The following is an 8,107-nucleotide window of genomic DNA, read 5'->3' on the forward strand; positions in this document are numbered from 1 at the left end:
ATCGTATGGCGGGCGGGCCAGCGCCTCGTGCAGCATCGCCAGAACGACGTCCGTGTGCGTGAGTCCGACCATCGCGGTCCCCACCGCGAAGTTGCTGTCACGGGACATGCCGGGCGTGCTGTTGACCTCCAGCACGTACGGCTCGCCGTCTTCGGTGAGGATGAAGTCGATACGGGCTGAACCGCGCAGCCCGATCCCGTCCCACAGAGTCCGGGTGTCACTGGTAATCCTGTCCAGCACATCGGGCGCCAGCTCGGCGGCGCGCACGGTTACTGTGCTCCTGGAGTCCACGTCGAGCTTCGTGTCGGCGTCGTAGAACTCGGCCTCGGTGGCTTCGGTGACCAGCGGCGGGAAGACGATGACCGAGCCGCCGGGCAGCTCCAGCAGACCCACGGTCAGCGGCGTGCCGCTCACGTACTCCTCGACGAGCACAGCCGCGTCCTCGTCACCGGCAGCGTCCGCCAGGGCGCCAGGGAAGTCCGCCGGATCACGTACGAGGCTCATGCCCACGCTGGACCCGCCGAAGGGCGGCTTGACCATCACCGGGCGCCCGTTCCAGTTCGCTGGTCCGCCGGTCCAGACATCCCAGCCGGGGGTGGGGACGCCGAGGGTCAGCATCACCCGCTTACAGAGGATCTTGTCAGCGGCCACCGCGGATGCCCCGACTCCGCTGCCGCAGTAGGGCGCGCGCAGGTAGTCGAGCAGCCCCTGCAACCGGCCGTCCTCGCCGTACGGGCCGTGCAGGTTCGAGAGGACCACGTCATAGCCGACCAGATCCATGATGAAGTCCGGTTCGCACGGGTCCAGCACCTGCCAGCGGGCGCCGATCTCCTCCAGCGCCTCGGCCAGGGCGGTGACAGATCGCTGCTCGACGGGGCACTTCGCGTGGTAGAGCCTGTCCTCGGCGGACACCGGCCCGTAGATGAGGGCGACGCCGAGGCCCTGGCGGCTCTGCCCCCACTGTCGAAGTTCCTCGGCGGCCTTCTGCACCGCGAGGTCCGAGCTGGGGCTGAGGAAGAGAGTCATGCGAGTACCCCTTCGAAGGTGTTGGTGACCGGCCCGCCGACCCACTGAGTTCGGTTCGGTCGGTCGTCATGAGGCCGGACCGTGAGCGGTTCACCGGCACGGTTGTGGACGGTGACGGCACGGCGTGCTATGAGTCCACGCATAGTGGCGACGATGAAGGCTGCAACTGCCCCGCTCCCGCACGACAGGGTTTCCGCCTCGACGCCGCGTTCGTAGGTGCGGATCTTCAGCGCCTGGCTGCCGGCGGACTGGACGAAGTTGACGTTCGTCCCCAGCGGAGCAAGGTCGGGATGGTGGCGGACCAGGCGCCCGACCATTACCGCGTCGATGGCGTCAACGTCGTCCACGACGGCGACGACGTGTTCCGTACCGGTGTGGGCGCTGTCGAACCAGGTCGGCCTGCCGTTGATGACGGTCTGTAAGCGCCGGGGCAGAATCGCGCCCACCTCGGCCGTGACCCACACGGAGTCGTCGGCCACGACCGCCTCGTGCACTACTCCGGCCATGCGGAGACTTATCCGCTGAAAGCCGTGATCGTGGTGGGCGGCCCAGGCGGAGCACCGCAGGGCGTTGCCGCACATCGTTGCGACCGAGCCGTCCGCGTTGAAGCAGGTGATTTCGAGGACGGCGGGGTGCTCGCTGACCAGGCGGCTGATCACCAGCCCATCCGCGCCTACTCCGGTACGCCTGGCACACAGGCGTTCAGCTTCCTTGGGCCAGTCCTTGCCGTCGTCCGGTTCGAGGTCGGAGAGGAGGACGAAGTCGTTTCCTGCGCCGTGGATCTTGCGGAAGCGCATGGCAAAGCTCCTCGCATGGTGAGGTGGGAAGGATGCGACGCCCGAGCGGGCTGCGATCAGCGGAATTCGAGGGGCCGGTAGGTGGTCCGGGCCTCTCGCATGATCAAAGGGGCATGTCCGGCGAAGTGCAGGATGCGGACCGAGGCGCCGCCGGCGGACCTCATGTCCTGGACCCGCTGGTACGTGCCGTCGAGCAGGATGAAGTCGCCGATGCGGACGTCGGTCGGCGGCCTGGTGGCCCCCACTGTCCCGACAGGCGGAGGGGGTATGGAGGGCTTCTCCTTGGTCCCGCGCTCGTAGATCAGCCCCTCCAGATGCCGAGCAGCATGGAGCCGCCGATTGCGACGAGGCTTACGACGAGGGCGACTTGTTGGTTTCGGGGGCTCATCGGGTTCCGATCAGGTGGCATTCAACGCGGCTGCGGACGGACGGGATGCCTATCTCGGTGAGGGGCATCCAGGCCGCTGCACCCGTTTCGATCATTGAGCGGATGCCGACCCGGAGGCGGCGCCCGTAGCTGTGCTGCCCGGGCCTGGTCACGTCGACCAGGAAGGGGCCTTCGGCGCCGGGCTGCGTCCATACGTCCCGGATGCCGACCTCCTCGGTCAACAGCCGAAGCGCCGCCTCGCTGAGTGATTCGTCCTCGGCCTCCGGCTCAGCCTCCGCGAGCGCGTAGCCTCCCTCGTGCCGCAGGCAAAGGACGCGGTTGCGCTCATCGACGACGACGGCTCCTGTCATCACGAGGGGGCAACGCCGGTCGTGGGTGCAGGCTCGGCGTCGCGAGTGGTCGAGGGCCGCGTCTAGACCGGCATCAACGCCATTTGCTCAGCGGGGTGTTCGTGGATGTAGTGAGAGAGTTCTCGAATGATCTGGTCTTCTCTGACGGTCACGGCGCATCCAGCCCGTTCCGCTCGGAGTAGATCCACAGCAGCCGCCGCGTAAGCAGTGCGACATCGCGGAGGTACAGGAACGTCCCGAACGCAGGAGTTTCGGCGGTCGGCCTGTTCGTGAGGTCGATCAGCCTGGTCCCCTTGCGGACCAGCTCCCGCGCCTCGCCGTCGTCTTCGGCGCCCAAGTCCTCGCCGAGCAGGCGATTCAATTCCTTGACAAGCCCCGGCAAGTGACCGTCCATCGCCGCGCGGGTCGTAGTGTCCATCCGCAGATGGAGAACGGTTTCCGTTTGCGACGAGATCACTGCCACGTCGATAGGGGAGTCCTCGGCCTCAGAGTCCTCGGCCAACTCCATCGCCTTGCCCGTGCTTGCCACAGTCATCACTGGCCCCTCCGGAGCACGCTTTCAGCCGTGCTAATAAAGCTAGGAGGGGACGTGGTAGGGCTCCACGAGTGTGCCCGAACTTGCCAGGCGTTCACCCTAGAGATTCGATGGCAGCGGTGATGAGTTCACGCGCGGCGGGGCCGTAAACGGCAAGTTCGGCCAGCTCGCTGAACGTTTTGGCATACATGGCAAGTTCGTGCTTCTGGACGACGGTGAGATGAGCCGAGATCAATTCGACGTTCACCAACTCGTCGTCGTACAGGAAGAATCCTTCGACGGGCCAGAGGCCCGAACGGTCGGCGTTCTGGGGGATGATGCCGATGCTCACCGAGGGGAGGGCCATGACGCTGAGGAGGTAGCCGAGTTGGCCCGCCATCACGTCCGTGCCGCCGATGCGGTACCGCAGGACGCTCTCTTCGAGGATGATGGCGAACTTGTGCTTGCTGTAGACGACCTGTTGCTTCTCCACTCGCACTCTGACAGCCGCCGGCACATCGTCAACGAGTCCTCGGCGGTCACGAATGGCGGTCAGAAGTGCGGTGATGTAGGAGGCCGTCTGTACGGGGCCGGGGATGAGCCAGGGCGAGTAAATGCGAAACCGCTCGGTGCGCTCCCAGAGGGGAACCACGGACTCCTGCGCCCACTTGAGTCCGTGGCGTTCCATCTTGCGCCACTCGACGTACATGCCCTCAATTCCGCGGGCCGTGGAGATGAGATCCTCTGCCGCGTTCTCCGAGCCGCATGCGGAGCACCAATCGCGAAGGTCGCGCTCCGAGGGGGCTCGTGTGCCGCTCTCGAAGCGCGAAGCCTTCGACTCATGCCAACCGAGGCTCTGGGCCAGCGCTCGCTTGGTGAGTCCGGCTGCCTGTCGGATCTCGGCCATGCGTTGTCCGAGCGCCTTGCGGGCTTCCTGGACACTCGAAGATGGCGATGTCATGTCAGTGCGGTGATGTTCGGATTGTCAGGCCAACTTGAATTGCGCGTGCGGCGTTGCCCGCTTCCACACGGTTTCGAAGGCCGACTCGCAGAGCTTCGCCACCTCGGGGTCGTCTGTGAGTTCGACCTCCATGTTCTCGCCCTCGCCGTCGAAGTGGTTGACGAGGGCGAGGTTGGAGTCGAACAGCCAGAAGTCATTACCCGGAAGCGCGATGTCAGTCGCATTGCGCCGCGAGAGCCACCGCACGCTTTCACCGGCAGCGATGTTCAGTCCGTCCGTCACGTCGTACTCGAAGCGGATGTACTCGCTGACCGGTGTTGAAACGACGCGGGCGCGTCGAACCTCGACACCCCGCGAGGTCGCCTCCGTGACGATGGCGTGCCAATCAGCCCAGCGTTCGGCCGGGTCCAGGACCACGCCGGCCTTCCAGTCGGTGAAGGACGGGTCCGACTTCATGTAGGCGTCGCGCATCTCCAGGTGGACAGCGGTCCTCTGGCAGTCGCGGAACAGCTCCTCAAACGTCGGGGTCCTCGTCACCCTTCACCTCCTGGAAGAACTGCACCATGCGCCGGGGGATCTCCACCACCGTCTCATGCCCGGGGATGTCCATCTGCCCGAGTCTCTCGCCGTCCTCCACCTTCCATCCCTGAACGAGGTACGTGTCCTTCTCGTCGTCAAGGTAAATGGTGGGGGAGCCGCCGCTGGGGCTCTCCGGGTCCTTACCGAGCTTAATCAGGGCCATGATGACCTCCTCGGGTGCCGGTAACGATCTCTGTGCCAGAGCTTGCCCGCGACTGGGCTGCCGAGCCAGGAACTTGCCCAAACTTGCCAGGACTTTCGGGCGGCGACCCTAAACGTGGACACCTGGTCGACGGCCTACGGAGGCATGGACGGTGCACCTCGACGGTTCACTAGTTCGCCGGGGGCAGACAGGGAAGACCCCGAAACTACTGGTGCACTGCGAACGGGCATGTCAACGTGGACGACCTTCCGACACCCCAGGTCATCGACGGTCAGTGACCTGTCCCCAAGCCTACGGAGGCGCCCCTGCAACCGCACCATCCCACCGATCCTTCGAGTTCCGGATTGCCGGGCCCGATGTACTGGGTCACCCCGCGCCACTTGGCCGGAGATGACGACGCGCTCGCCGAGCGGATAGGCGACACCCTGGCCGGCCTCGGCTGGCGCATGTGGCCCACTGCCCGCCACACCCTGCTGTACGTGAGTCCGGACGGGCTGCGCGGCGCCGAATGGGTCCTCGCGGCCCACCCGTTCGAGCTGGGCGGGCTGCCGGTGGCCTGGCAGTTGAGCGCCCGCTCGCATGCCGCCTCCGTGATGTCCGTATGGAACGCGTACTTCACCGCTGGCGTCCCGTATGAGGCGCTCGCCGATCTTCTCTTGGAGATCGACACCCGTAAGACGCCCGACGTCGGCTTCACGGGGCCTGAGACCGTACTCCACGCGCTCTGTGCCCGCGGCTGGATCCGCGACATCGACTGCCCCCCGCACAACCGCCACGGACCCCGGGTTCTCCTGCAGCGTCTCTCTGGAGATGCTGCCGCCGCTCATCGAGGACGCCGATCCGCGTCCTGACCTGGTGGGCTGGCAGGCGTGGGCGGACCCCGTTCCCGGCGCCCCGTACCTGTGGTGCGCCAGCTTCAGTGCCAGCGCCCCCCACGACCTGGTCGCCGCGTTCGCCTCCTCGCTCGCCTCTCCGGTCCCGGTGCGCCGCCGCACCGTGCCAGAGAGCGCCGAGGGCCGGCTCACATTCGTCCGCCGCAGCTGACGGCTCCTGCCCCGAGAAGCCGCTGTTGTGCGGCTTGTCGCCCATCTCTCCCAGCGGAGGCACGTTTCCCGTGCTGGCTCCCGATCGCCAAGGGCCTCACACCCCACGGTCTCCGTCACACCCACCGGACGATGATGGAGGACCTGGGCACCGAGAAGGTGCTCATGGACGAGCGCATGGGTCACCTCGACGGTTCGGTCTCCGCGCGCTACGCCCACGTCACCCGTGGCATGCGAGAACGCCTCATGCTCGGCCTGACCCAGCAGTGGGAGGCAGCACTCGACGTCCGCCTGGCCCTGTGTCCGACGTCACCGGTGCGCGTCCTCAACGACCTTCTGCGCGCACGCGCAGCCGTTCTCCGATAGCTCCACGGTGCCCCGCCACACTGTCGCGGGGCACCGCCGCTTTCCCCGTAGGAGGGTGGCGGTCCGATGCTCATGCGCCAGCGTGTCTACGAGGGCGCCCACACGGCCAGCAGAGACGACAGGTCATTGCCGAAGGGAGGGATGCGCCTTCTCAAGTGCCCTTCTCCCCAGCACCAGCTGGTCGAACTCCTCATCGCTGATCACGGGCGCGTCCGTGATGTAGTAGCGGAAGCGGTGATCATCAATCTCCACGCTGACGTTCGCGTGCTGGGCGGCTGCCTCCGTGAGAGGCAGCGCTTTTGCCTGACGCAGAGCCTCCGCGCTCACCGGGCTGCTGGCGGACAGGGAAAGCAGCTCCAGAAAGTCGGTCTCGGAGATGACCTCGATCTCATGCCCGGCATCCAGGAGTTCCTGCGCTTTCCGATGCTTCCCGCTGAGCGTCATGCCGGGGGCGAAGCGCGTGGGGTCGGCGGTGCCAACGACCAGGATGTCGGTCTTGCGGCTCACCCCCGCTGTGGCTTGCGCGCCGATGTCTGCCAGTCGCTGTTGGGCATCGGCGCGGGACAGGGAGTTCAGCGTGCCGGTGATGCAGACGTGGCGGCCGTACAGGGGGCCCTCGGGGTCTGCCTCCGGATTCGCGGTCGGGATGGGCTGCCGTTTCTCCTGGACGCGGCGGCGACAGTTCGACCAGGACCCGGAGTCCGGGTAAAGCTGGCCGTAACGGATCTGGAGTTTCCTCAGCAGATCATCGAGTTTGTCCGTGCCGTGCACGGCCATGGCGGCCAGCATGACGCGAGCGGCCGTGTCGGCATCTGCTTGGGCATCGTGGTGGGCGCCCGTCATGGGTACGCCGGCAGCCTCAGCTACGAACGGAAGGCGATAGGCAAGCAGCCTCCACGTTTGGCGGGCGACGACCAGGGAGCAGGCGTACCGAGCCCCGGGCCATTCAACCGCCGTCTCCGTGCAGGCTGCGCGCAATGCCCCGAAGTCGAAAGCAGCGTTGTGGGCGACCAACGGGCGGCCGTCGGCGAAGTCGAGGATCTGCCGCAGAACCGCTGGCCAGGCAGGCGCTCCATCGACCATCTGCGCAGTGATGCCGTGGATGGAGGTGTTGTACGCCGTGAAGCCTCCGTCACCGGGAGGGTTCACCAATGTGGAGAACCGGTCCGTGATCTTTCCGGCCACAACGGCTGTCATGCCGACCGAACAGATGCTCCCCGGCCAGTAGTTGGCGGTCTCGAAGTCGATTGAAACCCAGTCGCCGTTCATGATTCCCTCCCCGAACTCCTTGAGACTTTCACATACTCGGTGGGGTTCGGGGAACGTACGGGTCCCTTCGATCAGGCGCCGAGACTCTTCCGCCGCACCCGCAGGGAATAGGTCGTTCCTTCCGGGCCGCTACTACTGCCCCAGCCGACGCTGGTAGCGACGTTCCAACCTTGCTGCTCCCGCATCTGCTTGGCGAAGGCGTCCAAGTTTCGGATCTCACACCCGCACTTCATCGTGAGGCAGATGCTGATGTGCGGGCTGCGAGGGTTGATATTGAAGGCTGTCTCCTCGGTCCACGCCACATCGTGGGCGTGCTCGCTGAGCGCGCATCATGCCAGCGTTCGCAGTCATCAAGGCGGGTCTTTCGAGGCGGCTGTCACACCGGCCCGTACGGATTTCAGAGGTCGTCTTCATCGACGGGTTCGAGCTCGCGGGTGTAGGCGAGGTCGAGGACGTAGCGTTCGGTGACGGGGCAGTTGTTCCAGGCTTCGGTGAGCTGGTCTTCGGGGGAGTCGTCGGTGAGTTGGTCGAGGGTGGTGTTGTAGTAGTCGGCTGCTGCTTGGCGGTTCTGCCACCAGGCGTGGCCTTCATAGACGCCGGGGCGGGGCAGGGTGATCTCGTCGGCGGGTCCGCGGTCGAGTTGGCCGACGA

At 66.1% G+C, this 8,107-nt stretch carries 9 protein-coding genes and 3 pseudogenes; 2 read left to right on the plus strand and 10 right to left on the minus strand.

Annotated features, from left to right (window positions below):
• The 8 genes from CA983_RS37145 to CA983_RS37180 all read right to left on the minus strand — a co-directional run.
• Window positions 1-1,026: D-alanine--D-alanine ligase family protein (locus CA983_RS37145; RefSeq protein ID WP_086605139.1), on the minus strand; the 1,026-nt coding region annotated here is incomplete at its 3' end.
• On the minus strand, window positions 1,023-1,823 hold the full coding sequence (dapF, locus tag CA983_RS37150; protein WP_086605140.1) for a diaminopimelate epimerase: 801 nt from the start codon (window positions 1,821-1,823) through the stop codon (window positions 1,023-1,025). The genes CA983_RS37145 and dapF, both read right to left, overlap by 4 nt.
• Window positions 1,824-1,879: 56 nt before the next feature.
• Window positions 1,880-2,068, minus strand: coding sequence for a hypothetical protein (locus tag CA983_RS37155; protein ID WP_244207250.1), 189 nt, complete (start codon window positions 2,066-2,068; stop codon window positions 1,880-1,882).
• 139 nt (window positions 2,069-2,207) lie between these two features.
• A complete protein-coding gene (locus CA983_RS37160) occupies window positions 2,208-2,561 on the minus strand; it encodes an NUDIX hydrolase (protein ID WP_244207251.1) in 354 nt (117 codons plus the stop codon).
• Between the two features lie 148 nt (window positions 2,562-2,709).
• Window positions 2,710-3,096: a hypothetical protein gene (locus tag CA983_RS37165; RefSeq protein ID WP_244207252.1), complete on the minus strand. Its 387-nt coding sequence runs from the start codon at window positions 3,094-3,096 to the stop codon at window positions 2,710-2,712.
• A 94-nt stretch (window positions 3,097-3,190) separates the two neighbouring features.
• Entirely contained in the window at window positions 3,191-4,036 is an 846-nt protein-coding gene (locus CA983_RS37170) for a helix-turn-helix domain-containing protein (protein WP_086605143.1), read from the minus strand.
• Between the two features lie 24 nt (window positions 4,037-4,060).
• On the minus strand, window positions 4,061-4,573 hold the full coding sequence (locus tag CA983_RS37175) for a DUF6879 family protein (RefSeq protein WP_208637120.1): 513 nt from the start codon (window positions 4,571-4,573) through the stop codon (window positions 4,061-4,063).
• Window positions 4,551-4,778, minus strand: a complete 228-nt coding sequence (locus tag CA983_RS37180) for a hypothetical protein (RefSeq protein ID WP_086605144.1) — start codon at window positions 4,776-4,778, stop codon at window positions 4,551-4,553. Before CA983_RS37180 ends, CA983_RS37175 begins: the two co-directional genes overlap by 23 nt.
• Before the next feature lie 356 nt (window positions 4,779-5,134).
• Between CA983_RS37180 and CA983_RS37185 the strand changes: the two are divergent.
• A pseudogene (locus CA983_RS37185) lies at window positions 5,135-5,822 on the plus strand (SPDY domain-containing protein).
• A 65-nt stretch (window positions 5,823-5,887) separates the two neighbouring features.
• Window positions 5,888-6,187: pseudogene (locus CA983_RS37190) on the plus strand (LacI family transcriptional regulator); the annotation flags it as partial.
• A 123-nt stretch (window positions 6,188-6,310) separates the two neighbouring features.
• Here the strand turns inward: CA983_RS37190 and CA983_RS37195 are convergent.
• Both CA983_RS37195 and CA983_RS37205 read right to left on the minus strand, forming a co-directional pair.
• A complete protein-coding gene (locus tag CA983_RS37195; RefSeq protein WP_086605145.1) occupies window positions 6,311-7,456 on the minus strand; it encodes an exonuclease domain-containing protein in 1,146 nt (381 codons plus the stop codon).
• Between the two features lie 397 nt (window positions 7,457-7,853).
• Window positions 7,854-8,107: pseudogene (locus CA983_RS37205) on the minus strand (hypothetical protein); the annotation flags it as partial.

This window comes from Streptomyces swartbergensis (assembly GCF_002148965.1).
GTDB classification, from domain to species: domain Bacteria; phylum Actinomycetota; class Actinomycetes; order Streptomycetales; family Streptomycetaceae; genus Streptomyces; species Streptomyces swartbergensis.

What these genes read in the sequence shown, in the direction of transcription:
- dapF (WP_086605140.1), bottom strand. Translation starts at nt 1,823, where the DNA reads ATGCGCTTCCGCAAGATCCACGGCGCAGGAAACGACTTCGTCCTCCTC.
- CA983_RS37160 (WP_244207251.1), bottom strand. Translation starts at nt 2,561, where the DNA reads ATGACAGGAGCCGTCGTCGTCGATGAGCGCAACCGCGTCCTTTGCCTG.
- CA983_RS37165 (WP_244207252.1), bottom strand. Translation starts at nt 3,096, where the DNA reads ATGACTGTGGCAAGCACGGGCAAGGCGATGGAGTTGGCCGAGGACTCT.
- CA983_RS37170 (WP_086605143.1), bottom strand. Translation starts at nt 4,036, where the DNA reads ATGACATCGCCATCTTCGAGTGTCCAGGAAGCCCGCAAGGCGCTCGGA.
- CA983_RS37180 (WP_086605144.1), bottom strand. Translation starts at nt 4,778, where the DNA reads ATGGCCCTGATTAAGCTCGGTAAGGACCCGGAGAGCCCCAGCGGCGGC.
- CA983_RS37195 (WP_086605145.1), bottom strand. Translation starts at nt 7,456, where the DNA reads ATGAACGGCGACTGGGTTTCAATCGACTTCGAGACCGCCAACTACTGG.